This window comes from Ochrobactrum sp. Q0168 (genome assembly GCF_016427605.1).
Classification (GTDB): domain Bacteria; phylum Pseudomonadota; class Alphaproteobacteria; order Rhizobiales; family Rhizobiaceae; genus Brucella.
This window is the reverse complement of the sequence record NZ_JAELXQ010000009.1, coordinates 44411-70188: the sequence shown is the minus strand read 5'-3', so window position 1 is coordinate 70188 and position 25778 is coordinate 44411. Positions and strand designations below refer to the sequence as shown.

Genomic DNA, 25778 nt, shown 5'->3' with positions numbered 1-25778 from the left:
TCAGCAAAAGCACTAGATTGCTTTTCGACATCAACTGATACTATTATGACAAAATATGGGTATTTTTACTGAGCAGATATGCCAATTCCATCGAAAGAACCGCTACAAACACCAAACGCCTTTGCGGCGACCCGCGAACGGATTCAACTCCCGGAGGGGAAATCCTATCTCATTCGGCGCGATGACTATCCGATTGCGATCTGTATCTGGAACTATCATCCCGAATGGGAAATCCATTATATCCCGGATGCCAAGGGCCTCGCTTATGTCGGTGATTATGTCGGCGCTTTTGCCCCCGGCCATCTGGTGCTCACTGGCACCAACCTCCCGCACAACTGGATTACCCCCGGCGCAGCGAACCTTCCCGGTCGCGATCTTGTGCTGCAATTCGACGCCGATGCGCTGATCGGAATTCGCGCCATCTGTCCGGAGTTCGATGTGCTGCATCGTTTGAAGCCGCTTTCCATGCAAGGCGTGGAAATAATGGGGACGGCTGCGACGCGGATCGGCCGTATGATTCTGGATCTGCACGAGAAAGAGAACCGCGGCGGATTGGGCTTGTTCATCGATATCCTTGAAGCCATTGAAGCCGCTCCAGAAAAACGTCTTCTGGCCAGTTCGCATTTCGTCTCGTCCTACAACGAGAATTCCGACAAGCGGCACCGTCGTATCGATAAGGCGATACAGTTGCTGCAGTCCACACCATCAATGCAGATGCAGGATGTGGCAACGGCTGTGGGGCTGGAGTCATCCGCCTTTTCGCGTGCCTTCAAACGGCTGACGGGATTGGCTTTTTCCGATTATAGCCGCTCAGTACGGGTGTGGCGCGCGCGTACGCTTTTAACTGAAACAGAAAAGCCGGTGACCGACATCTGCTTTGAAGCAGGCTTCAACAATCTCTCCAACTTCAATCGCTATTTCCGGATGGAAACTGGTCTTACACCGCGCGCTTATCGCCAGGCTGCACGCATTCGCGCCAGTTCCATTGACGTAGCCCATATTCAGATAACATTGACGGGGTAGGCCCGAATGCTGGTTGAACTGGCCTTGTATGTCCGAAGGCGGTGGCTTTCTGTTGGGCGATGCAGAAGCTGAACATATCGTCACTGAATTTCAGTTGCTGTAGCAAGGCGAAACACAGCCAGCAGCTCTCAATATGTGTGAAGTGAATGATGGCTGATAGGCGACCATATTGGCCATAGAGATCGACAACGGTTTGGCCACTCATATGATCAGGTGGACCGTAGAAAGTTTGAACGTTATCTTCAAGTTGGCAACAACAGTCATGATTCTGACCGGTAAATCAGGTCCCGTTTTGTCTGTGAGCTGTTGCGCTCTTCTGGATTCTTAGCGGACACGAACATGTTAATGACCGGAAAGAACCAGAGTGCGTACCGGCAACATTACCGCCTGAATTCGCAAGATCATAGCATGGACCAGTGCAGTCGCGTCGACGGCATGTAAGAATATCGATCGAAAGGTACCAGCCTTTCCCGAATGCAGCTCCTCGTGATTGCTGGTGTAAGCGTTGGCAATGCAGCTGCTCCCCGGAGGAATATCTGCCAACTGGCCTTCGTAAAGGGGTTCGAGCGTAACTGTAATCGTGCCGGGAGTTGAAAGCTGTTTTACATCAACGAGTTGGTCACTTGCCCGGACCTGTCCACCTGCAATCACATCTTGCACCTCGGTTACAACCATCGGGATGATGGTAAATGGCTTACCTATGCAGGTTGCCTCCGCAATCATACCGGGCTTCATGACTTGCGCTTCTATCTGCCCAAACCCAGCAACGAGGCCAATCCGACCCGCAGTTTCTGGAACGAGTACCCCGGCTGGTCGAAGGAGTGGGTTAACGACTTCGCCGACCCGGAGTGTAAACTGCTGAACAGTTCCACTTACACCCGCCTTAACAATGGTTTTGTTAAGCTCCACGTTCGCTTGTTCGGCTGATGCTACTGCACTTGCTTTCTGTGCGGGAAGCAACGTAGCGAGCTTTGTTTCGAGCGTCTGTTTGGTGGCTGCTGCTGCAGCAAGCTCGCTGGCTTTACCATCAGCAATCGACTGCAGCCTTTCAACCTCGTTTCGGGCAGCAACGTTGCGACGTTGCAGTTCGGCTTGGGTATTTACGTCATTCTTCGCCTGTAGGAATGCCGCCTCAGCCTGCTTGATGCGCGCGTCGGCTGCGACGAGATCGCTTTTGGCGACGAGCATTTCCGCATCTAGCTCGGCGATACGCTTTTGCGCTGTTTCAAGTGCCGCCTCCTGTTCGCTGTTATCCAGTTTGAACAGTGGCTCTCCAGCCTTAACCATCTGATTTCGGGTCACGTAAACCTGATCTACGCGTCCACTTATTTCGGGAAGGATTGTTACCGTCCGGAAGGCCGCTGTGGCATTAGACGTAGAGGGGTGAAAGTAAAAGATCATAGTTATCAAGGAGACTGTAAGGATGATGCAGGCAGTGATCCCCCATCTCAGCTCAAACCAAACGGAGTAAATCGTAATCTCTTGCCCGATACGCTTCCCTTGACGATACCGACGGAACAGATAGTCCGGGAATATCGTGACCAATGAGCAAAGCAAAAACTCCAACATTACTGTCGCTCCTGCTTTCCCTCTACGGTCTCACCGGCTGCAGTGATTGGTCCGGTATTGACAGTATCCGTCATGGACGGTGCGGCAACCGTTGTCTGCGCCGTGCCGGAAGTAGAAGACGCGCTCGTCTGAGTGGCCGTTAACGGCGCAACGTTAAGCCCTTGTCGAACCAGGATGCGCAAAGATCTGGCCATCGATGTAATCGGAGAAAGGAAATCCGGCAGCTCTGTCATCGCAATCAAGAGTGCTGCGATCCAGAAGATTTGATTGTGGGTGAAGAGCGAGATCAACCCCAAAACCGCAACCAACTGAATTTGAACCTTATGTGTCCGATGCGCGATATGTTCCGGTAACGCGTGGAGCCTTAAGTAGAGAATGCCGGTTAAAAACACCACGCAGACAAGAAAGATGATCACGATGTTCAGAAGCACATCGGTCTGTCCAGGTGGAGTAATAAACGCAGGTAGATGCCCAACCGCTGCTTTGTGCACAGCGCCCGATCCTTGATCCATGCTGATTCAGCTCCCATAGTTGGCTTATGCCAAGCGCCTCATCAAAGATGATGACAATAAGGAGCGCTTTGATCCGCCAACTCTTCTACTCGAGAATGCCAACGTAACCAAGTTATTCAATAGTGGTAATACTGTACTCTAAATTCAATGTCTCGTATAGTAGGCCTTTACTGTCGAAGTGGGGGTCGATCAAAGGCCGTGATGCAGAGAAAACCCTGGCGTGCTATGCAAGCACGAGGCTGACAGAGCTGTAGAAAGGGTTTCTAGGTTTTTATCGATCGCAGTTCTATTATCTTGAAAACGGTCGCTGGTCTGGGCGATGCACGCCACCGGATGAAGCAGGCAGACCGGAGGCAATTCGACACGTCCATGATTAGCTATAAAAAAATCGGAAATACATTATTATGTGCCGGGATGTAGACTGAACGCTGTACGCAAATGAATAGCTGTTGCACTTTCTTTGTCGTTACTTCAGTCTGCTAGAAACTGTCGCTTATAATGGTTCAGGCTTTTTCTTTGACGGCTTTGAACACGCAAGAAGGGTAGGTCGGGTTGACGCACCATGATTTTTCGTGCCGCAGTTATCAGCCTTACTGCCGTTTCCCTCAAGGCTTATGCGTTGCCCATATAAGGCGGGATGTTGACGTTCCCGGCCCGGAGAACTGACATGGGAACAGCGTTAGCCCTGCGAAATTGTGCTATAGCGTTGGTCACATTGATCGTGTTGTCGATTTTGCAGAATTCCGGTTGGGCACAGAACGCTCCCTCGGAAGTGCCTCCTGAGAAAGTAAGGCAGCTTCTTCAGGTGCTCAATGAGCCAGATGTTAAGGCGTGGTTGGAAAGCAAAGCCGCTCCGCAGTCCGAAACTGAGCCCGCACTTTCGGACACCTTTGCAAGTTGGGAAACAGCAGTTCGAAGCCGTATCACCGGTCTTCTTGCTGCTGTGCCTCGCATTCCTCAAGAACTGGCAAACGCTTCAGATGTAATCGCCCGTGACGTCAATAACCACAGACCAGGCCTGGTCATCCTCATTCTAGCTGTGCTGATGGCCGTGGGGTTCGGCGCTGAATGGCTGGTTCGGCAAAGGCTTCCGAAGGAAGCATCATCTTACCGGCAGAATTTGGTTCCGCAGGCAATCTTGGTCAATCTGGCCGCTTTGCTGACCTTTTCGTTAGCCAGTATCGGGTCATTCCTGTTGTTGGAATGGCCACCATTGTTGCGGAGGATTGTATTGACCCTCCTCGTCGCTGTTATCGCCTTCCGCTTCGTTCGGAGCCTCTGCACACCCGCCGCTGTTCTCCTTGCTATCCAGCCATCAACGTCGCCAGATCAGCTCTCTGATGAAATGCGAAATGGCACGGTTTCCGACCGGGAAGTGGAGGCAGGCAGCATCGCTGCAGCGCACTTCTGGAGCCGACGCATTGCCATTATCGCGGGAATTTTCTTGTTCGGCTGGGCCATGGTCGGCCTCATGCGCGGTGTTGGCTTTTCGCCAGAAGTTGCACAGATAGGGTCATTTCTGCTTGGTCTTGGACTGTTGCCTGTCGCGATTGAAGTGATATGGCGTCGCCCGGGCCCTCGCCCATCGACTTTGAAAGCAACGTTGCTAACTCTCTTTCTGATTGCCCTCTGGCTGGTCTGGGTTGGCGGAATGCTGGGACTGTTGTGGATCGGCATTTATGCGCTCGTGCTGCCGCCCGTTCTGCGCGGTGCTGGCCGCTTAGCTCAAGCCTTTGCCGGTAATGATAAGCGTAATGGTGCCATCGGCGTGATATTCGATGTCATTGTCGCCAGAGGGGCGAGGGCGCTGGTCATTGGAGCAGCGGTCCTCTGGCTGGCCTATTTATGGAAATTCAGTGCGGCTGCATTGTCTGGGAACGGCCTCGGCGAGCGCTTGGTTAACGGCCTTTTCAACGCCATCATTATTCTGGTCGTAGCCGACTTGCTGTGGCAGTTGTCGAAGGCACTGATCGACTTTCATTTAAGGCCCGTGGATCCAGCTGACCGAAGCGTTGCCGCGATGGCGCGTTCGGGTCGACTGCGCACATTACTGCCGATATTTCGCAATGCGCTTGCCGCATTCATTGCCATCGTGGCCGTGTTGACAATTTTATCGGGGATGGGTGTACAAATCCTGCCATTGATCGCAGGAGCCGGTATCTTCGGTGTTGCCATCGGCTTTGGGGCGCAAACGCTCGTCAAAGACATCTTGAGCGGGGTGTTCTATATGCTCGATGACGCGTTCCGCGTTGGAGAGTATATTCAGAGCGGATCGTACAAAGGAACGGTGGAATCCTTCAGTTTGCGCTCCATAAGACTGCGGCACCATCGCGGTCCCGTCTTCACCGTGCCGTTCGGCCAGCTTGGCGCTGTTCAGAACATGAGCCGCGATTGGGTGATCGAGAAGATGACAATCGGGGTCACCCACGATTCGGACGTCGAACTGGCCCGCAAGCTGATCAAGAAGATCGGTCAGGAATTGGCAGAAGATCCAGAATTCGCGGCCGATACGATCGAACCGTTGAAGATGCAGGGTATCGATAGTTTCGGAGAGTACTCAATCGTCCTGCGAACGAAACTGATGACCAAACCGGGGACGCAGTTCGGCATAAAGCGGCGGGCCAATATGATGATCAAGAAGGCTTTCGAAGAAAACGGCATTAAGATCGCATATCCGAAAGTTCACGTGGAGGGGGGCAGTGAGACTGCTGCGGCAGGTCACGAGATCATGCGGAGGATGCACGCGCAAGCAGCGGCAACAGAAGAAAAAACATAATTGGTCTTTACTGCGTGAACGCTGACTCCGTCGGTAGGCTATTGTCGTTCACATGTGCTGCTTACAGAAATATCATCTTTGCAACTAGCAAGATGTGGTGTAATTTCGCTTTCGAATTACTCAGCCTAACTCATCATTCATCACATAAGACTGTGCCGTCGTCCCTTCGTTTGTTGGATCGTTGGAAAAGGTCTGTGGCTATGCCGTTGCATGGCGCCCGATTGAGGGTCATAAGTATATTGTTGAGTTGCCTGCTGGCGCCTGGAGCTGTGGCGCAGCCGCTGCAATTTCCAGCTCCATCAAACAACGCGGTCGCGGCGGCTGCTGCGTTCGACGCGCGCGCCGAAGCTGTGATTGCATTCAATGCATGCAGCCGCGAAGATGACTATTTGACCTACCGCAATGAAATGATTGCAGAAAACTTTGACCACCAAGGCGAGAACCTAACTTCTATCCTGATTGCCAAACTTGCCTATGTGCGTGGACATGGTGTTCAGGGGACACCTTGTGAAGGTAGCATTGTTCGATCACGTGCCCGCAACCAAGATGGAACCTTTGTACAACCGACACTGTCGGCTTTTGCGGATGCTGATCGTATTGCACGCGCGAGTGGCCCCACCGCCTGTGCGCACGAAACTCGAGAAACTGAGCAGGGTGAGACGGTCATCGTGGAGCTCGAGGTCTCCCCAGATTGCATGTTACAGCAGGTCAACCAGGCCATTCAAGCAATGCGCAAGAATGGCCAGCTCGGTAGCTCTGATCTACCTTGCATCGAAAATCTCTCGGATAGCAGCAAGGGTGAGTTCGATGTAGTCGATCGTGAGCTAAGCCGCCTGCTCTATCTGGGAGGGCCTTCCGGACGACAGCCGGGGCTCTTGACGCCAGAAACGATCGATTTCATGTATGCAAATCTGCTGGCCGCCCGTGGCGCACCATCAGACGACGATTATTCGGTGCTTGGCGGATGTACTGACCCAGCCGGCGATGAATTGGGCAGTCCGGAGGATACGGCGGATCGGCACGCCTGGTACAATGAACTAGCTGAGGCGATCGGTGATTATTTCAGCTGGGCACTGGCTACGTTTTTTCGCATTGCTGGCAGTGGTTTATCTTCGGCCGCAGGCTTGGCTGCAGCTCCTTTCTTGATTGCTGCAGGGCATGATCCAGGTGGTTTGATTGTGCCTCATGCTGATATCCGCGTGCGAGAAACCGAGAACCATCGCCTGATGATCGAGTCCTCCCGCTATTTGACCAATGCTGACATCATCGCGCGGCTTGAAGCCGAGAACTACGATCACGTCGACGACGTACGCGAAGATCAGAGCGAGGTGCGAGATTGGTTGATGTCAAGGCTGCAGGACATCGCAGCGCATGATTTTCAAGAATACAACGCTCGACCATACACACGCTATAGTCTGAACGCCATTTTGAACTTGCATGATTTCGCAGAGGTGCACGGGGATGCTGGCCTCGCGAGAGCAGCGCGTATTGTCTTGGATCTTTCCGAAGCCAAGTTTGCCGCGACGTCCAATAGAGGGCGAAGAACCTCACCGTTTCGCCGTTTGAGTGAAAACGATGGCGATGATACATTTGGAAGTCCTCCGCCCACAAATCTCTACAATACTGATAGTGGTGCCGATCACGAAGTGGCTCGGGCCATGCTGCTGGCTGGTCAAACACAACTATTGCCTGATGGGCCGCCAAAGTCGGCCAAGGTCGATATGGTTGCGGCAGCAACCAGCCCCTACCGCTTGCCGATGCCGATCCTGTCATCCATCGTGGAGCGTAAAGCTTTCAGTCAGATGATTCATCATGCCGGTCTCGAGCTCGTCTTTCAGACACCTGCTTTTACGATCACTGCTGGCGGCGTTCGGACCGGCCCGACGTTGAGCACGCTCGGATTCTCACGCGCCGTCGATCGCGGCGTGGCCATGCCAACATCAATCATCCCGACTCTCACCGGACTGCGGATGGGCGATTTGTTTCGCTTTAACGGCGTTGGCCGTCAGCACGAGCGAACGAACAACACTTGTGTTGCTGAAGGTTTCGCCTGTGGTATCCAGCCTCACCTTTCAACTTCATTCTCTGGATGCACAAGCGGCGTGAGCACGCAGAATGACGGACGTTTCTTTGTCAGCTCCGCCATATGCTTCCCTGGCCCTGGTCCGCATTTCTATCTTGCTGCGCGCATCGTTGATTGCTCCGGCAGTTACTGTGCGCATGGCCGGCAATGGGGGGTGATGGAGATTGTCGAGGCACATCCACCTGCTGCAGTTCAAGGACACAATGTTTCAGATCCGGCTTTTGAGCGGTTTAAGGAGGAACGCCGATTGGCACTGGAAAGTGTCAATCCCGATGATCACGGGAATGCGACCTACACAACAGCTGCGGGACGTCGGATTGAGTTCAATCTGACAGAGGACGGTCCGGCGATTGGCGCAATCAACGGGCTCGTCCAACCTCAATGGGCAACTGAAGGAGCGGTTATGGACGCCGATGGCTTGGGTCGCGCCACATTGAAAGGGCCGGGCGGTCCAATCAATATTGACTTTTCCGATGCGAATAACCCGGTGATTTCGCCATGACCGTGAAACTCGGACAAATGACTATGCTCACCGCCTTGGCAATGCTGCCGGCTGTCTTCAACGCTCACGCAGACGCCATTGTAACAGCTTGCGCTACGGACACCCAGATGGGGGCCGGGGTGAATCTTGCTCAAGCGCTTGCCGCAGGAGGCATAATTCGGTTCTCTTGTCCGCCCAACAGCTCGATCCGCGTTACTGGCCGCTATAGGCTGACAAATAGCACCTCGATTGATGGAGGGGGGCAGATTACTCTCGATGGCCACGGTCTCACCGGCCCCATGCTCGCTACGGAAGAAAACATCATCCTTCGGCATATTACGCTGCGCGGTTTTGTGCTTCCACCAGTCCCACGCGTTCAACCCGGTACTTTGGGATTGGGACGGCTGAACGGCTCGGTCCTTCATGCAAGCGGTGATGCCGAACTGGACTTGACGACTGTTGAAGCAAGTGAGAGCCCAATCGACATCAGTGGCAAAGGATGGATTCACGATTCCAGCTTTTCCCACAATCCTTCAGGATATGCGGTAAACGCTGGAGGATCATTAAATATAAAACACTCAAGATTTGTCGGAAATTCTGCGGCGGTCCTCATGAACGCCGGCACTATTGAGGATTGTCAGTTTATCAACCAATCAGGAAATGCCGTACGTATTGGCCCACCCTTGGGACCCGTTCGCATAGCGCATTCCATGTTTACGGGAACACGTGATGGAGCTGCCCTGTCTTTGTCGCAACGGGCGGGACGCAACGGTGCGCAAACCATCAATCTGCGAAGCAATGTCTTCCGTGACAATGATGCGGGACCCCAGTTTGGGACGGTTTCATTGTTCGATGTTGTACAGGAGGCGCGGGACATGGGACAGGCGCCGGTCATCGTGAGGGCATTGGAAGCGCTGCCACCAACCACGTTTGTTTCTGCCTATAATGAATTTACAGGCAATCATGGTGGATCGGGTGCCGCCTTAAGCGCGAACCTTGCCTATAGCGGCGGAATGACATCTACGGGCGACTTGTTCATTCAAAACACGGCGAGCGGCGTCGGTGGCGCGATTGCCCTATCGGGTGGAACGTTGCAGATCTCCCACGCCGTATTCACATCAAATAGCGCCGCTGGAACTGGTGCCGCAATTGCCGTGGCGCCGGACGGTAAAGCGATAATTTCCAATGTGCTTGTTGCCAAAAACGTCGGGCCGACGGGAACCATCAGTGGCAATGAAGTGACGTTGATTAACGTGACCGTCGCCGACAATCGGGCCAGTGGATTGCAGGGTTTGGATGTGCGTGCCCGTATTGCCAATACAATCCTCTCACATAATGTCCCCAGCGATTGTGCGGTCGCCGCGACCGCTTCGTTTCAGGGGCCCAATCTACAATCAGACGGTAGTTGCGGGACTATGCCGATTGGCGAGGCTTACCTCGATGATTTTTACATTCCGGCTACGGGCAGTCCAGCGCTGCACGGCGGCGATGTTGCCCTTTGCCGCGCATCTCCCGTCGGTGGGTTCGATCTGGCGTTTCAGGCTCGTGCGACGGCTTCAAACTGTGCCCTTGGTGCATTTGAACAATCCCCGATAAGGAAATTTGATTTCCCTACGGATAGACGCGAGGTGCACGCATTGCCAACTCAGGATTTCTCAGACTCAGAAGGCTATCGCCCACCTGCTATATGGACAACGCACGTCGAGGAATCGAATCCTACAAGTACGTCGCCCACCGCTTCCACAAGCAATCATGAAACACCGATAGACATTGTACTGGCGGCATTTCAAGCGGAGGAGGCAGCATCTACTGAGCGCGTGCGACTTTTCATTCAACAAGAAGATGTTGCTGATATATACTATCTCGACCGCTTGCGTCCCAACCGGTTTCGAATGGTCAAGAACCCCGACCAAAACGGACCGCAGCTCATAATTATCGATGACGTACAGTGGATAAAAGACGGTGATCGCTGGAGTAAAATGCCAGCGCCAGGTTCCGCGCCTCTAATTCCCACAATGACGGCGATTATCCGGGAGGGTCTGACAGACGCTGTTGAAAAACCCAGTGAAAACGGTGGCCGCGTCGTAGAGGGGCACATACATTGGACCAATGCGACGCAGTGCGATGGGCGAATTGTACTGACGATTGCTCCGACCGGTTTACCCGCGCAGATTCGTTTTAAAGGCGATTGCAACGGTAAGCCCACCGCTTTTCATCAAGCGTTCTCATATGCAGGACCTATTGCCATCGTCGAGCCTTAGCGCGAGATGGCCGCGATCGGGCCAAGGGCGAGCGTATTCGAACAGTGACGACTGGCGCTCTAAGGTTCAGTTTTTCGGGACCGTAAAGTTTAGAGCTGGCTCGGTTTATCTGAACAGTTTTTGGCGTTTTGCTAAGTGGATTTCGCTTCGATTATGCCGCCACCATCATCGGTGTCAGCGCGTTGCAGTAGGCCTGATCCGGCATTTGCCGGTCAAGAGATGAATGTGGACATCGAGTATTGTAAAAGTTGAGATAGCGACCGATCCCCGCGCGGGCTTCGGACATCGTCTTGTAGGCGTGGAGGTAGACTTCCTTGTATTTAACAATACTTACTAAAAAAGGGCTATCGCCACGATAGAGATTTTGGCGCGAAGTGCTTCGCGCCATCCTCGATGTTAAAGTTTCGCCTGTCGCGTCATCTGGGCGCGAAGTCTATACTTAGAACGGATAATGTTGTTTCGGATCTTCAATGGTGATCCAACGCAGATCGGTGAACTCGTTAATAGCCGCCGTTCCGCCAAACCGGCCATAGCCGGAATTTTTCACTCCACCGAATGGCATCTGCGGCTCATCGTGAACAGTTGGGCCATTGATATGACAGATGCCGCTTTCGATCCTTTCGGCAACCGCCATCGCGCGTTTTACGTCGCGACTAAAGACTGAAGCCGATAGGCCATATTCGGTTTCGTTCGCGATCCGGACCGCATCATCTTCATCCTTGGCACGGATGATCGGCTTGACCGGGCCGAAGGATTCTTCGTCGAAGCTGCGCATTCCGGGCTTCACATGATCAAGCAGCGTGGCATCCACAACGGAGCCGTTACGGTTGCCGCCAGCAACGATCCTGGCGCCTTTGTCCGTAGCATCCTGAATGAAAGCCTCCATTTTGGCCGCCGCTTCAGGGGATACGAGAGATCCCAGCACGACATGCCCACGGGGGTCACCCGCCGGAAGCAGCTTTGCGCGCTCTGCCATCTTCGCAACGAACTCGTCGGCGATTTTCTCATCGACGATGATGCGTTCGGTGGACATACAAATCTGACCCATATTGGCGAACGCGCCGAAAATCGCTGCGCTCACAGCTGCGTCAATGTCCGCATCATCGAGTACGATCAATGGCGCCTTGCCGCCAAGTTCCAACAATGCAGGTTTCAGGTGCCGTCCGCAAAGTTCGCCGATGATACGGCCTACCTTTGTCGACCCGGTGAAATTGACCCGCCTGATCTCTGGCGCTGCCACCAAAGCTTCTACGATCATGGCGGCGTCCTGAGGCGCATTGGTAATGACGTTGACGACCCCCTCGGGGAAACCAGCTTCAACAAGGCAACGTCCGATCAGAACATGCAACCCAGGGCACGCCTCTGAGGCCTTGAGAATGACTGTATTGCCACAAGCCAGTGCCGTAGCGATGGCCCGCGTGCCGAGAATAATCGGTGCATTCCATGGTGCAATGCCGAGACAAACGCCCGCCGGTCGTCGGATCGCCATGGAAAGCGTGTCCGGCTTATCCGAGGGAATGATTTCGCCGCGGATCTGCGTGGTCAAGCTCGCTGCTTCGCGCAAAACTCCTGCTGCAACCATTATATTGAAGCCGGCCCAAGCGGCGGTTCCGCCTGTTTCCGTGGTCAGCAAGTGCGTAAATTCCTCCGTTTTCGACTGCATGATATCTGCAGCTTTCAACAAGAGACGCCGCCGTTCTCCCGGTCCGGTTTTCGACCACGCCGGGAATGCGGCTGCCGCGGCGGCTACGACAGAACGCACATCGTCAAGGTCTGACGCAGGGGCGCGGCTGGCCGGCTTTCCGGTAAACGGATCCATACGGTCATAAGTCCGTCCGGACCGCGATCCAGTGAATTTGCCACCAATGATCTGATCAAGCTCAAGCACTTCATTCTCCTCCATGTGAAGCTGAGGGCGTCTGAGAGACGCCGTCCAGTTTCCGCTCTGGTTAATTTGCCGCGTGGATGTCGGCGATAATGTTTTTGGTCGTCTCGATGTATCCGCCAATATCGTCGTCGGTCATCGGAAGCGTCAATCCAATCTGTCCCCGATGGACAGGGAAAAATCCGCGAGTTGCCATTTCCAGCGCATAGATCATCATCTTTTGATCGTCGATCCTGTTCCAGTAGTCGCGGTGGGTCTGTATCGTCTGCCCCACGTCCTTGGTAAAGGCATAGCCAAGAACCGAAAAATCACCGAATACCACGAATGGGTAACCGTTCTCGCGAGCCCATCCATTGAGACCGTTCTTGATATTCTCAGCCATGGTATTGAGCCGTTCATAGGCCTGATGATCCATAACCTCCATCGTGGCAAGACCTGCAGCACAGGCCATGGGATGCCCGTGGTGGGTTCCCGACATCATGACCTGATTCTCCTCAATGACACGGAAAATGTTTTTCGAGCCGCCCACGGCGCCGATTGGCAGTCCACCGCCGATCATCTTGCCCATTACCGTCAGATCAGGCTTGAAATTATAGAGGCTTTGGAGGCCGCCAAATGCGGCGCGCAACGAGATCGTCTCGTCGAAGATAACGAGTATGCCCAGTTCCCTTGCCAGTTCGCCCAGTTTCGTCACGAACTCGTTCGTCAGCGACACGATCCCACCGGCGCAGGACTGGAGTTCCATGATGATACAGGAAATATCGCCTGCATGTCGTCGCAGAATGCTCTCACATGCAATAAAGTCATTCTGCACAAGCGTTACGACGTTTTCAATCTTGTATGAAGGAATGCCATCGGAATCCGGGACAGAGCGGGGGCTGAAATTGGGGCCTGGGAAATTTGCCGGGTTCGGATGTGTCGAGACGGCTAGATCATCCGTAAAGCCGTGATAGCCACCCTCGAATTTGGCAATTTTCTTACGGCCCGTATAACCCCTTGCTATGCGAATGGCGCCCAGACATGCTTCGCTCGCAGAACAGAAGAATTTCACCTGATCAATGGATTCGATACGTTCGCAGAGCAGCTTGGCCAAGGCAAGTTCGTGCCCCGTAGGATTGCCAAATGAAAATCCGTTTGGCAGCAGTTCAGCAATTGCCCCCATGACCGCGGGATGGTTATGCCCGAGAACGTTGGTCGAGAAATTATTATTGAGATCGAGCAGGCGCTTTCCTTCAATGGTGTGAATGTACTGCGCTTCGCCCTTTTGCGCGAATATCGCATGTGGGCCGTAGTTAAAGGTTCTGCGACTGAAGCCCCCGGGGATGAAATCCGCGCCATCACGGGTCTTTTCTTTCGAGAGATGAAAGGCGGTCGAGAAGTTGCGCAGGGAGGTTTCGTAATCGAGCTGCATTGTCTGGATTCCGTTTGTCAGATTTTCAGGATATAGAGGTTGCGCTGCACCCGGCCATGCTGACAGACAGCCGGGTGTTGCACCTTGAATTTCAGAAGGTCAACCCGCGTCAGCGAAGGTCGCATCCATCCGGTTGTAGACAGAGGGGTTGGTCCGCTTGATGTAAATGGCGAGTACAATTCCCGCCATGCCGATCGCCATCAAGCACAAGGGGAAAGACTGGACGATCATGCTGTCACTGCCCGTCAAGAGAGACAGGTTGAAGGATACTTGCAGGAAGGCCGCTATCAATGCGACGCCCGCCACGGTTGGTGCAACCAAGACCCGCAGTGCAGAAAAGCCCCGACGATCTCGACGGAAGAACGTCACAATCGAAACAGAAACGAGAATCTGGACCGCTAATATCCCGATACCGGCAAACGCAATCATCCAAGCGTAGACGACAGCGTAAGGATCTGCACCCGCAAATGCGAATACCAGAAGGACCGCAGCAACCAGCAGGGCTTGGAAACGTCCCGCAATATGTGGAGAAGCAGTAGCGGGATGGACTGTCGCGAGGCGGTGCCAGAGCAAACCGTCCCGACCGAGCGCAAAGAAGTATCTGTTAAGGGTGTTGTGGAAGGAAAGAAGACAGGCAAAGAGACTGGTCAATAGAAGGATGTTGACGACAGCCGATGACCAAGGGCCCAAAACGCCTGCAATCGCGCCGATATAGAAACCCTCGAGTGATTCATTTGCTTTGGCGTGCACGGCTGATGGACCATAATATTGGATGACAGCCCAGCTAACGAATGCATAAAAGATGGTAATGATAAGAACCGCGGCGACGGTCGCGCGAGGGATCGCCCGATCCGGGTCCGTAGCCTCTTCGCCGAAGATCGCAGTGGCTTCGAAGCCTATAAATGCACTCACGACAAATATCAGCGTGACGCCAGTGCCCGTCGAAAACACGTCCGAAGGCTGAAAACCGGCTAGCGTTAATCCTTCACTTCCGCCTCCTGCGAGGACGACGCCGATAGCGAAGATGGTCAGGATCAGCAGCTCGGCGATCATGCAAATGCCCAACAGGCGCCCTGAAAACACGATATGGCGTTGCCCGCACCATAGAACTGCCGCGAGTACAACAAGTGACCAAGTCCACCATGGAAGAGTGACGCCATAAGGTTCAAGCGCCGCATGTGCGAACACGCCAACCTGTGCGTATATCCCTACCTGAATAGCAAAATAAGTCGCCAATGCCAGAAATGCGCCTGCAAGACCAAGGGGGCGGCCCGTACCGCGGGAAATATATGCATAGAACCCGCCGGCACTGCTCACATGCTTTGCCATAGCGGTGAAACCTGCTGCAAAGATCAGGTAAAGCAGGCCCACGAGTATGAAAGCTCCGGGGACACCGATATTGCCAAAGGCGAAAGCTGGCGGTGTGGCCCCGACGACGGCAGCCATAGGTGCTGCGGCGGCAACGACGAAGAAAACAATATGCGCCACTCCGACAGAGCCAACTGCAAGTTTTTTAGAATTCTCGGTGGTAGACATTCCTTAGTCCCCGTTTATTCGTTGTAAGTTTGCCTGTATATGAGAGTTAGCTCGAAAAAAGAGCCACGGCGGACCACGTCAAGAACATGACAATTTACGACAAAAAGCAGAGTACGAGACCCTTGCAGCAAAACCGCTCACGCCAGATGGCATCTATCAGAGTGTCTGTCCTTCAAGCAATAATTCAAAACCTGCCGAACCCCGGGGGGCGCCTCAAGTCAGTCCTGGCACGTCATGGCCTTTCAGATGCACGGATCGGAAATCCGAGTGCACGCGTTGATATTCGGGACTATCTTGAGTTTTTCGAGGACGCTGCGCGAACCTTCGAGGACCCGGTTCTCGGTGCACGTGTGGGTTTCGAACTCCGTCCCGGAGACCTTTGGCCGATGGGTCTTCTGCTCATGCAAGCCAGTTCCATCAGCTCGGCGCTCGGCTATTACGCTCGATATGCAACGGCTTTTCAAACGGCAACGACGTTCTCCGTTCAATCCGCACCCGAAGGATTGGTATGCTCCTACAAAATACATAGTGAGATTAAACCCGCCGCGCTTCTGCGGCAGGATAATGAATTTACACTCGCTTGCATATGTAGCCAGCTTCGAACCGCCTTCGACCGTAACTGGCGTCCGCTAGAGGTGCAGTTCGAACACCCCTCCAATGGGAACGATGGCAGCCTTCAGCGCATTTTTGGTGCGCCAGTTCGTTTCGGACAGACGAGGAATTGCATCGTTGTCGACAGGAAAGAAGCAGATACTCAGCACCGCATAGAAGATCGGGAATTTATCAGTATCCTGAACCAGCACATGGGTTCAGTGGTCGCTTCAAACAATGAGGACCTTTCTGTGACTGAACAAGTGAGAGCACTTGTGAGTGTCCGGATAGGCATCGCACCTCTTGAGCTTCCGCACCTTGCTTCGGAATTGGGTATGACAGCCAGGACGCTTCAGCGACGGCTGGCCGCTGAAGGAACATCATTGCGAAACATTCTCCAAAATCAACGCGAGCGGATGGCCGCCGCATATTTGGCGCAACGGAATTTGACGGTCGAGGAGATATCAAGTGCGCTCGGTTATGCTGAAGCCACGGTGTTCACCAGAGCCTATAAGGCGTGGACCGGCAGGAATCCGGTTCGCAATAGCTCGTCCGAATGTAAAGCCTCCGCCGTCGATGGGATGACGTGATCGTAAAAATGCAGTTCCCTCAACAGGCAAAATGCAAGGGTAGGGGCAATTGCAGCTATCTGGCGATACCAGCCTGACCGGCAAGCAACGGAATGGCTATGGATGTCACGTCCTCAACCTCTACGGGGGCGCCTGCCGATAGAGGTTGAGGAAAGATCGGTTTTACGTAGCCTTTGAACACTGAATGCGGCCCATGGCCTCGATCTCCACCAGGATTTCCGGTTGTGCGAGGGCCGCGACTTCCACAAGCGAACAGGCGGGGAAATCCCCGGTAAACTCCTCAGCGCGGGCGCGCCATACTTCCTTATTGTCTGCCATATTGGTGACGAAGATCGTCATTTTGAGGATATCGTCCATCTGAGCGCCAGCCGCTTCCACATAGGCGCGGATTTTTGAGAAAATGAACTTGGACTGATCGTAGGCGTTGTCACCCTTGATGGTAACCAGATCGTTATCACGCGCGGTCAAGCCAGAAACGAAGAAAAGATCACCACTCACAAGGCAGTTCGACCAGGTCTTTGGTTGTGGCTCGCTGACAGCAGCGGTAAGAATGCGTTGCTTATTCACGGGACTTCCTTTCATGCGGATATAAATTCATGGGTCTGTGTGCCCAAACCGTCAGCGGACATTGTCATGATGTCGCCGGGGCGAAGAAAAGCGGGATTGGGCTTGATGGATTGTCCTACCCCTGCCGGGGTTCCGGTGAGAATGACATCACCGGCTTTCAGCGTCATGAACTGACTGATGTAGGAGACAGCGTGCGCGATGCCAAAAATGAGATTGGACGTATGGCCATTCTGGCGCTCCACGCCATTGACAGCAAGGGTCAATGATATGTCTGTTGCGTCGCCAAGCTCGTCCGTGGTCGCCAACCAAGGCCCTAGCGGGCAAAAGCTGTCGTGTGATTTACCCTTGGTCCACTCGCCACCGCGACGCAACTGATGATCACGCTCCGACACGTCATTGGCCAGTGCGTAGCCGGCCACAAACCCAAGGGCTGCGGCCTCAGAAACATAGCGTGCATCTTTGCCGATGATGACGGCGAGTTCGATCTCCCAATCCGTTCGCTCCGATCCGCGCGGAATTACAATAGGATCGTTGGGCCCCGTGATAGAACTGGGGGCCTTCAGGAACAGCAGAGGCTCCGTCGGGATTTCACGCCCGCCCTCTTTGGCATGGTCGACATAATTGAGGCCGATGCAGACGATTTTCGATGTGCCAGCCACACATGGTCCAAGGCGCGGTTCTCCCTCAACGATGGGGAGTTCGGCTGGATCCACACCGTGAAGACGCTGGATCAAACCAGTATTGAGGGCGGCTCCATCAATATCCGTTGTATAGGCTGAGAGATCGCGCAAAATACCCTGTGCGTCGATCAAACCGGGGCGTTCCGCGCCTGGCTGACCATAGCGGACAAGTTTCATATTCTTGCTCTTTCTGTTTACGTATGCAGGTCTTCAACCGACAAGAAGCGTTGGCCGAACAGATCAGCCGTTGACCTTCTCGTTCCACGCATCAACGATGGCAGTGCGGTTCTCGCTGAAGTAATCCCAATCTAGATTGCGCAGCTTATCGGCAGGCGGGACCATTTCAGCGACTTTTTCGGGTACTTCGGCTTTGACATTGATGGGTCGATTGCCGCCAATGCGCGCAAATGCCGACTGAGCTTCCGCCGAAAGCATATGATTGATCAGGAGATCGGGGGCATTTCCCGCGCTGTCATTATTGAGCCGCACGACACTCATTGGGACGGAATAAGCGCCTTCTGTCGGCACACAGAACCGGAGATCGGCAAGATCAGGGTCCGACATGAGTGCGAGAATGGAACCACTGAGATAAGGGGTTGCCCAGATTTCGCCCGACTTCAATCCTGCAACGGCGGTGCTCTCCTGATCCCACAGCCCGGGACCGCTTGTGCGGACCTTGCGGATCGCTTCAAATCCGGCATTTGGATCCTTCAGTGACCCACCTTTGAGCGACGCCAGCGCATCCAGCGTATAGAGCGACGAATTATAGGTGATGTTGGGGACAGATACGTTCTTGATGATATCGTCGCGTGTCAGATCAGCCCAGGATGTAATAGGCTCTTTGACATATTTTGCATTATAGGCGATGCCCCATGAACCATAGGTCAGTGGCACTGCTTTGTCCCCCACCGGCCGTGGTACGATCGGATCGAAATCGGCGAGATTGGGCACAGCGTCAACCGTGATATCACGCACGAGACCAGACCGGGCCACCAGCGGCAGCATCGCATTGGTGAAGACGCCGAGATGCAAGGTAGGCTTGTTACGGTTGGCCTGCATCTGGGTAAAGCGGGCATTGTCGAAGGACTCGATGATCTTGACACGACCCGCGTCGGGATAGCCATCAAGCAATCCCTTCTTGAAATTCTGACCGAGCAAACCCGGATACCAGCCGAGAACGACCTCGGCCTCGGCAGCATGAGAGGGAAATCCCGCCAATGCCGAACCGGCCAGAATGGCGCTGAATCCCATGAATTGTCGACGGTTGAAATTATGCATGTTGTTCCTCCAGAGGTTCTAGTTTTGTTACGCGCCGCCGCCCGACAAATGGCGCAGCCATCCGAGACGGTCGATAATGAGAGCAAGCAGAAGTCCGAAAACAACCAGCACGGTGGATACAGCGGCTGTCACCGGGTCGTTCATATCTGACAGATATTTGTAGATCGCCACAGGCAGTACGGTTTGCTCCGCCTGCGTGACGAACAGGCTTACCGTGAACTGATCGAGTGAGATGATGAACGAGAAGATGGCACCCGATATCACACCGGGAAACAAGGCGGGCAGCATGACGTTGAAGAAGGTCATGCGTGGGCTGGCTCCCAAAATCTCCGAGGCTTCAACCAGGTTTTGGCGCAAGCCGACCGCGCTGATATAGACCGAGCGGAACATATAGGGCAGCACGATTACCGAGTGGCTCAAAACCAGTGCAGTGAAAGTGTCCAGTATGCCGAGACGATTGAAGGTGTAGAGCAACGCTATGCCGATGATCAGCGCGGGCACGATCAGTGGTGAAAGGATGAAAAACTCGATCACGCTTTTCACCCGCCCGCGCTCCATCTGACGTAGACCGAGCGTGACTGGTATCGTTATCACAGCAGCGATCAGGGTGCAGAGCGTAGCGAGCGCCAGACTGCGTAGCGCAGGGGTTAGAAACAGTCCTGAATCCCAGGCTGCGACATACCAGCGAAGGGAAAAGCCGCTTGGTGGAAATGAGAAATAGGATTTATCCGAAAAGCTGAACAGCACCACGACGATCAAGGGCATGAACAGAAACAGATAAACAATGAATGCGGCGATCTTTACCAGCTTGATGTGTATCGTGTTCATCGACGGCCCTCGTTCCGATGGGCATAGCGCTGCTGAACCAGATACAGTCCCAGCACGATCACCATCAAAATCAGTGATAGAGTTGTTGCGCGTGGCATATTGAATAGAACGAGCGCGTCCGTATAAACCGCGACCGATACATATTTGACCGCCGAACCACCCAGTATCAGCGGCGTCACGAAAGCGCCGAGCATCATGCTGAAGACGAGAACCGAACCTGCAATGAGCCCGGGCATGGTCAGCGGCAGGGTTACCGTGAAGAATCTGCGCACTGGTCCGGCGCCGAGGATTTCGCCCGCCTCATACAAGCGGTTATCGATCGCCATGAGTGACGTCACAAGGGAGAGCACCATGAACGGCAGGAACACCTGTGCCCCGCCAATCGTCATGCCCAGAGCATTCCCGGACAATGCCAATGGCTCACTGATCAGGTTCATGGCAGCCAGTGTTTCATTCACCAGTCCCTTGCGCCCCAGGATGAGCAACCAACCATAGGTGCGCACGACCGTATTCACGAGGAGTGGGGCCGCAACCAGAAAGTAAAGTGTGCCCCGCCAGCGGGCGGGCGCCATGGCGACGACCGCAGCTACCGGAAACCCCAGAACGATGGTGATCACGGTGACGGTCAGGGCTATCGCCAGCGTGGACGCCATCATTTCCAATGTGCTGGCGCGCGTGAGCAGGTCAATATAATTGACAAGGGTGAAACCCGGTAGGATCGCGCCAAACTCCTCGCGGTGAAAGCTCGTCGAGATCATTTCAGCAACTGGGATCACCAGCAGCAGGGTAACCAGCAACAAGGCTGGCACGGGAGCAAGCCACAAGGCTAATCGTTTTGCCATCACCAAGCCTCACGCCGCCAGTGGATATGCCAGATTGCAGGTATCGAACTGCAATCGCACCGCTGCGCCGGGCTGCAACCCTGCTTCACTCAAGCCGAGATGACGCGCTTTGATTGCCTGATTTCCAGCGATATTAATCTGGTAGGTTGTCGTACCCGTCTGGCGGATGACTTCCTGAATTTCTCCGGGAATTGCATCACTACAATCCGTCAGATGGACGTTTTCGGGGCGAATGACGAGCCGCACCGGACCGTCACGCAATGATAGTTGCGCGGGGATACTCAAGCCGGTTCTGGTACGAACGATCTGGTTCTTCGCGTTATAGATGCCGTCAATAAACGTAACCTTGCCGATAAAATCGGCGACATATTCACTGGAAGGACGCAAGTAAAGCTCTTCAGGCGAAGCGAGCTGCGCGATCTTTCCGTCCTTCATCACGGCGATACGATCGGAGAGCACAAGCGCCTCTTCCTGATCATGGGTGACGAAGAGGAATGTCGAGCCGGTTTCGCGGTGGAGCCTACGAAGCTCTTCCTGTAGCTGCTCCCGCAGTTTTTGATCGAGCGCTCCAAGCGGCTCGTCAAGCATGAGCACCGAGGGTTTTACCGCCAGTGCGCGCGCGAGAGCCACACGCTGCTGCTGGCCACCGGAGAGCTGAGCGGGCTTGCGCTGAGCCAGATGTGAAAGCTGCACCAGCTCCAGCATTTCACCGACCCGGCGGCTTGTTTCCGATGGAGAAACACCGCGAGCGCGTAGCCCATATCCAATATTTTCGCCGATGGTCATGTGTGGAAACAGGGAATACTGCTGGAATACCATGCCGAGATTGCGCTGGCGTGGCGGCAAATGCGTAACATTCTTGCCGTCGATATAGATATTCCCCGCAGTGACGGTTTCAAAACCCGCTACCATACGCATCAAGGTCGTCTTACCGCAGCCGCTCGCTCCGAGAAGCGTCAAAAATTCTCCTTCGGCGATGTCGAGATCAATATTGTCCGCAGCAGTAAGGTCACCAAATGACTTCAGCACCTTCTGCACAGAAACCTTGATGTTCTGGCTCATTGGATCTTCCTCGAAACTCAGCCCGCAGCTGGAACGATCATGGTGTCGTCGGTGTGATACTCAGGCTTTTCGTAATAATGCGGGCCATCATAAATCTCGATCAGGCGGCATTTTTCATGCGCGATGGTCGGTCCATGCGGGCTATCCTTGGGGTTCATGTAGAACGAGCCCGGCGTCAAAACGACGTTGTTGGTTGTATATTCGTAGCGGCCTTCCAGGCAGTACATAAACTGGTTGGAGGCATGTGTATGACGGTTAGGAATGCCGCCGCCTTTTTCAAACTCCAGAATGGCCACGCTTGAGCCGGTTTCGGGATTTATCCAGTAAAAATACTGCCGCAAGCCGCAATCGGGGAACTCAACCCAGCCGTCTGATCGGATGTCATCCAGATTGACGATTACTTCCCCTTTGGGAGTGGCAATATGGACGCGTTTATTGCTTGTCATGCTGATTTCTCTGAGAAATTGTTGATATGCGCGGTGATGGCCATGTCGGCCCGGTCGGCATCCCGTGCCGCGATAGCTGAAACGATTTCGGCATGCTGGCGATACACCGCGAGATAGCGGTCTCGGCCGGACATTTTGGGTGACCAGAACTGGGTGGAGCGTTGATGCAGCCGTTCAGCTGTATCGACAAGAATGGAGTTGCCTGTCGCTCGAGCAATGGCCGCATGAAACCAGAGATCGAGCTTCAACAGGCCTTCACGGTCCATCTCTTCAATGAGACGAGGCGTTGTTTCAATCGCCTCATGCATTTCCACAATGGCCGGTGTGGTTATACGCTGACAGGCCAACTGCACAATCGCTCTCTCTACCGGCAGGCGCGCCTCTACCAATGCGGCAATGTCGCTTCCGTCCCATAGCCGCACTTGCGCTCCCTTGCGGGGATGGATCACCACCAGATCGTCATAGGCCAGTCGATGAAGCGCATGATGGATAGGTGCTCTGCCGAAGCCTGTCGTTTCGACGAGGGCCTGCTCGTTGAGCAACGTTCCGGCTGGAATCTCTTGGTTCAATATCAGCCATTTCAGGTGAACATATGCCTGTTCACCTAACGACTGATTTTTCGAAGCCTTGGCCATGCGTCTCGCGTTCTCCATTTCATCTGAAAGAGGGATTACGCTATCATCTGTGATATTTCAAGTGCTCTATCAAATGATATTTTAAATAGCTGAGTATAAAAGGCACGGGTCATTACCTATGAATGACACGCGTACGGGTTGTATTGGTTGAAAAGATTTCTCTATTGAAATTAATAGGATGGACAGAAAATCGCGCCTTCATTCCTGTCCTTCGCGTTCTGACGTGCGAGCTGATTGATCGTTGGTTAAAGGCCTAAACATCAGCGCTTTTAAAAACGATAAACGGTATCAGCGTCCGTCCGTGGCCGACATGATGGTGGCAGTCTCACACCTTTGGCGAAAGGAATCGATCAGTGCAACAGGTCGTCGCTGCGCGTTCGTTCAGTTAACGGTGGGCGAAATCCTCAGTGCTCGCAGTGCATTCAAGATGACAGCAATGTCGATTGCCTCCTGGATCAATGCGCCTTGAACCGGACTCAAATACCCGAAGGCTGCCGCAAACATTGCGGCTATTGAGAGGCCTATCCCTGCCGCGACGCTTTCTAGGGCGATACGTCGTGATTGCTTCGCGATTTCGACACCGGTACGAAGCCGGTCGATCCTGTCGACCAAAAGCACGACGTCGGCGGCTTCAGCCGAGGCTGCTGCGCCCCTCGCTCCCATGGCAACCCCGAGATCAGCCGCTGCAAGCGCTGGTGCGTCGTTGACGCCATCTCCAACCATCATAACGGGGCCATGTTTGCGTTCGCTGAGAACGGTCAGCACCTTTTGATCCGGGGTAAGCCCCGCATAAATTGCATTGAGACCCAGTCCCTTTGTCACACGGTTTGCGACAGCGGCACGGTCACCGGTCGCCAAAACAATGCGCTTTATGCCGTCCTTGCGCAGACCACGCAACGTATCTGCTACCTCGCCGCGCAACGGATCCGCCATAATGATATAGCCTGCCATATTGCTATCGACCGCGACGGCGACCAGAGCGGCTCCTGCTTCGGTGTCTGGGATTTCAATCGTGGTGTCTGCCGCCTGCCTTTTAACAAAACTATACCCGCCGACAATGACGGCTTTGCCTTCGACTTGACCGGCCACTCCGTCCCCAGCTAATTCCGTTACGGCTGTGGGCAGTACGAGATCTATTCCACGTTGCCGAGCGGCCGATACCAGAGCTTGCGCCATAGGATGTTTCGACATCTGATCGAGAGAAGCAGCCAACCGCAATATCTCTTTCTCACTGAACCCCGGCGCAGCGTAGACAGAGGCGATTTGCGGGCGACCGTCTGTCAGTGTGCCAGTCTTGTCCAGTACGAGCGTCTTTATACGAGCCATGTTCTCCAGTGGACCGGCCCCCTTTACCAGCACACCGAAGTGAGCTGAGCGGGATAGCCCGGCAACAAGGGCGACCGGCACAGCAAGGATGAGAGGACAGGGCGTTGCGACAACGAGAACCGCCACCGCCCGGATCGGGTCGCCCGTGAACCACCAGGCACAGAAGGCGATCGCGACAGTCACGATCAAAAACCCGACGGACCACTGATCAGCCAGCCGTGACATTGGAGCCTTTGAGCGCTGAGCCTCCTCCACGAGCCGCACAATACCGGCGTAAGTACTGTCTTTCGCCTCCTCTTTGGCGACGATATCAAACGCGTCCCCGACGTTCATTGATCCGCTGAGCACATCGGCACCCAGGGAGAGCGAAACGGGAAGGGGTTCGCCTGTCAATGCCGACATATTTATAAAGGCCTTTGCGGAAGCGATGCTTCCGTCGACCGGGATGATCTCCCCTTGGCGGATCAGCAGCCGATCACTCCGGCGGATCGTGTCGACGGCGACTTCCTGCAGTTTGCCGTCGATATAACGCATTGCTGTTTGCGGCACACGCGACAGTAAATCATGCATCTCACGGCGCGCTCGCCCTTCGGCAAAACTTTCCAGATACGCGCCGCCGGTGTACATAAGAGCGACAATCGCGGCGGCCAGCGTTTCTCCAAATGCAAGCGCGGCCGACATCGACAACGCAGCAACAATGTCGAGTCCGAATTCTTTTCGCCACAAGCTTCGAGCTATGTCGATAAATAGAGACAGAAGCACCGGCAATGTCGCGGCAGTCCAGACCAGTCGCGCAAAATCGGTATGGTTGAAGAGGCGCAAAGCGAGCCCCACGACCAGCCCGCAGAAGGCAAAAGTCAACAGTATTGCTTTCCATCTATTGCGATCCGGACGCTGCATTAGCCATTCTCCGCAAAGGGAAGGTATCGTAAAGTTATCTGTGCGAAAAATTATCGCACAACGAGCACGGATTTGTTTCCAAGTGTGATGATCTGGTTTGCCTGGCTCCCCAGAAGCAAGCGTTGTGCCCCGGAATATCCATGTGTCGCGACCACGATCAGGTCGCAATTGAGTGAATCAGCAGCTTTAATGACCGCGTCCGAGGGTATCGGATTGATCAGATGTAGGACGTTGATATTGATCTTAAGTTCCTCCGCCAGATTCTTGGCCTTTCGGAGAACTTTTTCAGCATATTTCTGCCAGTTTTGATCATATTTCTCTTTGATATCCTGATCGTCGAATAAGCCTCCAAAGATACCAGCGCTGCTGTATGGTTCAGTCACTGTTACAACAGTCGCATCACAGTTTAGAGCCTTTGCTAAGGATAGGCCTTGGTCGACGCAGCGGTCGGCGATTTCTGAACCATCGGTTGCGATAAGGATATGTTTATACATCA

General features: G+C 54.0%; 20 protein-coding genes and 1 pseudogene. 5 read left to right on the top strand and 16 right to left on the bottom strand.

Translation table 11 applies throughout. The annotated features are described in order from the left end of the window. Positions 1-78: 78 nt before the first annotated feature. Entirely contained in the window at positions 79-1023 is a 945-nt protein-coding gene (locus tag JAU75_RS16220) for an AraC family transcriptional regulator (protein WP_199057530.1), read from the top strand. Positions 1024-1365: 342 nt separating this feature from the next. On the opposite strand, the gene JAU75_RS16215 is transcribed toward JAU75_RS16220, so the two are convergent. Together JAU75_RS16215 and JAU75_RS16210 are read right to left on the bottom strand one after the other, a co-directional pair. Next, a complete protein-coding gene (locus JAU75_RS16215; protein ID WP_199057529.1) occupies positions 1366-2592 on the bottom strand; it encodes an HlyD family secretion protein in 1227 nt (408 codons plus the stop codon). Then, on the bottom strand, positions 2592-3104 hold the full coding sequence (locus JAU75_RS16210; RefSeq protein WP_247880514.1) for a hypothetical protein: 513 nt from the start codon (positions 3102-3104) through the stop codon (positions 2592-2594). The genes JAU75_RS16215 and JAU75_RS16210 overlap by 1 nt, the downstream gene beginning before the upstream one ends. 667 nt (positions 3105-3771) lie before the next feature. On the opposite strand from JAU75_RS16210, the gene JAU75_RS16205 reads away from it, so the two are divergent. The 3 genes from JAU75_RS16205 to JAU75_RS16195 all read left to right on the top strand — a co-directional run bounded on the left by JAU75_RS16205 (position 3772) and on the right by JAU75_RS16195 (position 10705). Then, complete coding sequence (locus tag JAU75_RS16205) at positions 3772-5880, top strand: mechanosensitive ion channel family protein (RefSeq protein ID WP_199057528.1); 2109 nt, start codon at positions 3772-3774, stop codon at positions 5878-5880. A gap of 194 nt (positions 5881-6074) precedes the next feature. Further along, the gene (locus JAU75_RS16200; RefSeq protein ID WP_199057527.1) at positions 6075-8465 is read left to right on the top strand and encodes a hypothetical protein; all 2391 of its coding nucleotides are present in this window, start codon (positions 6075-6077) and stop codon (positions 8463-8465) included. After that, complete coding sequence (locus JAU75_RS16195; protein ID WP_199057526.1) at positions 8462-10705, top strand: hypothetical protein; 2244 nt, start codon at positions 8462-8464, stop codon at positions 10703-10705. The genes JAU75_RS16200 and JAU75_RS16195 overlap by 4 nt, the downstream gene beginning before the upstream one ends. Positions 10706-10856: 151 nt before the next feature. Here JAU75_RS16195 and JAU75_RS16190 read toward each other — a convergent pair. The 4 genes and pseudogenes from JAU75_RS16190 to JAU75_RS16175 form a co-directional block, all read right to left on the bottom strand. Continuing rightward, positions 10857-11030: pseudogene (locus JAU75_RS16190) on the bottom strand (integrase core domain-containing protein); the annotation flags it as partial. 114 nt (positions 11031-11144) lie between these two features. After that, complete coding sequence (locus JAU75_RS16185) at positions 11145-12593, bottom strand: aldehyde dehydrogenase (protein ID WP_371836193.1); 1449 nt, start codon at positions 12591-12593, stop codon at positions 11145-11147. 61 nt (positions 12594-12654) lie between these two features. Further along, the gene (locus JAU75_RS16180; protein ID WP_199057524.1) at positions 12655-14001 is read right to left on the bottom strand and encodes an aminotransferase class III-fold pyridoxal phosphate-dependent enzyme; all 1347 of its coding nucleotides are present in this window, start codon (positions 13999-14001) and stop codon (positions 12655-12657) included. A gap of 99 nt (positions 14002-14100) precedes the next feature. Further along, positions 14101-15537, bottom strand: a complete 1437-nt coding sequence (locus tag JAU75_RS16175) for an APC family permease (protein WP_199057523.1) — start codon at positions 15535-15537, stop codon at positions 14101-14103. 86 nt (positions 15538-15623) lie between these two features. Here JAU75_RS16175 and JAU75_RS16170 point away from each other — a divergent pair, with 86 nt between their 5' ends. Beyond that, entirely contained in the window at positions 15624-16718 is a 1095-nt protein-coding gene (locus JAU75_RS16170; protein ID WP_199057522.1) for an AraC family transcriptional regulator, read from the top strand. Between the two features lie 162 nt (positions 16719-16880). On the opposite strand, the gene JAU75_RS16165 is transcribed toward JAU75_RS16170, so the two are convergent. The 10 genes from JAU75_RS16165 to JAU75_RS16120 form a co-directional block, all read right to left on the bottom strand. Then, positions 16881-17285: a RidA family protein gene (locus JAU75_RS16165; protein WP_199057521.1), complete on the bottom strand. Its 405-nt coding sequence runs from the start codon at positions 17283-17285 to the stop codon at positions 16881-16883. Positions 17286-17296: 11 nt separating this feature from the next. Continuing rightward, positions 17297-18142 carry a fumarylacetoacetate hydrolase family protein gene (locus tag JAU75_RS16160; protein WP_199057520.1) on the bottom strand — a complete coding sequence of 282 codons (846 nt, stop codon included), beginning with the start codon at positions 18140-18142 and terminating at the stop codon, positions 17297-17299. A gap of 63 nt (positions 18143-18205) precedes the next feature. Then, positions 18206-19243, bottom strand: coding sequence for an extracellular solute-binding protein (locus JAU75_RS16155; RefSeq protein ID WP_199057519.1), 1038 nt, complete (start codon positions 19241-19243; stop codon positions 18206-18208). A 27-nt stretch (positions 19244-19270) separates the two neighbouring features. After that, positions 19271-20071 carry an ABC transporter permease gene (locus JAU75_RS16150; RefSeq protein ID WP_199057518.1) on the bottom strand — a complete coding sequence of 267 codons (801 nt, stop codon included), beginning with the start codon at positions 20069-20071 and terminating at the stop codon, positions 19271-19273. Continuing rightward, positions 20068-20913 (bottom strand): ABC transporter permease, encoded by an 846-nt coding sequence (locus tag JAU75_RS16145; protein ID WP_199057517.1) that lies wholly within the window; start codon positions 20911-20913, stop codon positions 20068-20070. The genes JAU75_RS16150 and JAU75_RS16145 overlap by 4 nt, the downstream gene beginning before the upstream one ends. Before the next feature lie 9 nt (positions 20914-20922). Next, positions 20923-21975, bottom strand: coding sequence for an ABC transporter ATP-binding protein (locus JAU75_RS16140; protein WP_199057516.1), 1053 nt, complete (start codon positions 21973-21975; stop codon positions 20923-20925). Between the two features lie 17 nt (positions 21976-21992). Continuing rightward, a complete protein-coding gene (locus JAU75_RS16135) occupies positions 21993-22421 on the bottom strand; it encodes a cupin domain-containing protein (RefSeq protein WP_199057515.1) in 429 nt (142 codons plus the stop codon). Then, complete coding sequence (locus JAU75_RS16130; RefSeq protein ID WP_199057514.1) at positions 22418-23056, bottom strand: GntR family transcriptional regulator; 639 nt, start codon at positions 23054-23056, stop codon at positions 22418-22420. The genes JAU75_RS16135 and JAU75_RS16130 overlap by 4 nt, the downstream gene beginning before the upstream one ends. Positions 23057-23437: 381 nt before the next feature. After that, positions 23438-25282 (bottom strand): heavy metal translocating P-type ATPase, encoded by a 1845-nt coding sequence (locus JAU75_RS16125; RefSeq protein WP_199057513.1) that lies wholly within the window; start codon positions 25280-25282, stop codon positions 23438-23440. Between the two features lie 50 nt (positions 25283-25332). After that, entirely contained in the window at positions 25333-25776 is a 444-nt protein-coding gene (locus JAU75_RS16120) for a universal stress protein (protein ID WP_199057512.1), read from the bottom strand. Positions 25777-25778: the final 2 nt, after the last annotated feature.